The 1,132-nt window shown below is 56.1% G+C and carries 1 protein-coding gene; it reads right to left on the bottom strand.

Translation table 11 applies throughout. From position 1 onward, the window contains the following. A partial coding sequence (locus EXE42_RS15760; RefSeq protein ID WP_137706936.1) for an RNA-guided endonuclease TnpB family protein occupies positions 1 to 960 on the bottom strand: 960 nt, incomplete at its 3' end. Positions 961 to 1,132: the final 172 nt, after the last annotated feature.

The following is a 1,132-nucleotide window of genomic DNA, read 5'->3' as shown; positions in this document are numbered from 1 at the left end:
CGTCTCGGTTTTGTACTCGACGTACTCGTATAATCGGCGGAACGCCCACGCGTGGAACCGCTTCGCACGAGCCATCCGATCGCGGATATCGGTCAGATTCTCGAACGCGATGTGCGTACATTCGTGGTCGTGAGCTTCGTCGAGAATCTGGTTCGAAGCACGATGGAGTTCGTCTTTCATCCAGCGGTGTTCTCGGTCGTCCATCGACTGGATCGACAGGTGGGCCGACCGCGTGCCCGTCTGTCGCATTGACCCGCGGGTCTTCTTGAATTCGCGGCGTCGATGGTTCATCTCGTCGGCGTTCCCGATGAACGCACCCGTAGAAGTCACCGCGAGCGAGCCGCCCACGTTCAGATCAACGCCAAGGACTGTTCTGTGCTTGGCGTTAGAAGCAGTCATGGATTGCTCGTGCTCGGTTGTGGTGCGGCGCATTCGTGCGTGGAGATAGAATGACTCGGTCGAGCGATCGTACTGGAGCGTGGACATCCGGAACTCGTAGTCCTCGTTCAGTAGGTACTCGCCAATCGGTGTTCCTGTCGGATCGTCAGGAAGTACGTACTCACACTCGACGCGCCCGTTCACCGTGGAAAGGGACACGTGGTCGCGGTGAAACGTCGCACTTCGTTTGTCGTAGACGACGCTCCACGCGTCAAAGTGCGGTTGACTGGTGGTTTCGCCTTTCTTGAGTCGAGCAATACCGCTTTTTGTGGCTTCGATAGCGCGTCGAATCCCTTTTTGAACGAGGTTCGCTGTCAGATCTGTTTCGTTGCGAAGTCGCTCGTAAAGCGCGTTTTCGGCTTGTTGTTTCGACGTGATACAATGTTCGTCCGGGTATCTCCACGCCCAGGCTGCGGTCGTGTTCGCACAGTGGAGAAACTGCTCTTTCGTCTGATGGAGGTCGTCGCACCGCTCGTCGGGTACGTCAAGCTTGACTTTGACGGTGCGGATCACATCCTCCATCTGTGTTTCACATGTTAATCTATTTATTTATAACTTATACGGCTGGTGCCGGGGAGTCACGGTGCTATCGCTCTTATATGTTGCGGGGAGTGTTGGATTCCTCCCACGGCTGAAGCCGGGATTCCTCTCGCGGGATATTGGCTAGGCCGTCTCCCCGGAGGCAATTTTCCCT

The sequence above is a fragment of the Halorubrum sp. SP3 genome (assembly GCF_005435195.1).
GTDB lineage: Archaea > Halobacteriota > Halobacteria > Halobacteriales > Haloferacaceae > Halorubrum > Halorubrum sodomense.
The sequence above is the reverse complement of the archived record's forward strand: the minus strand, read 5'-3'. Positions and strand labels throughout refer to the sequence as shown.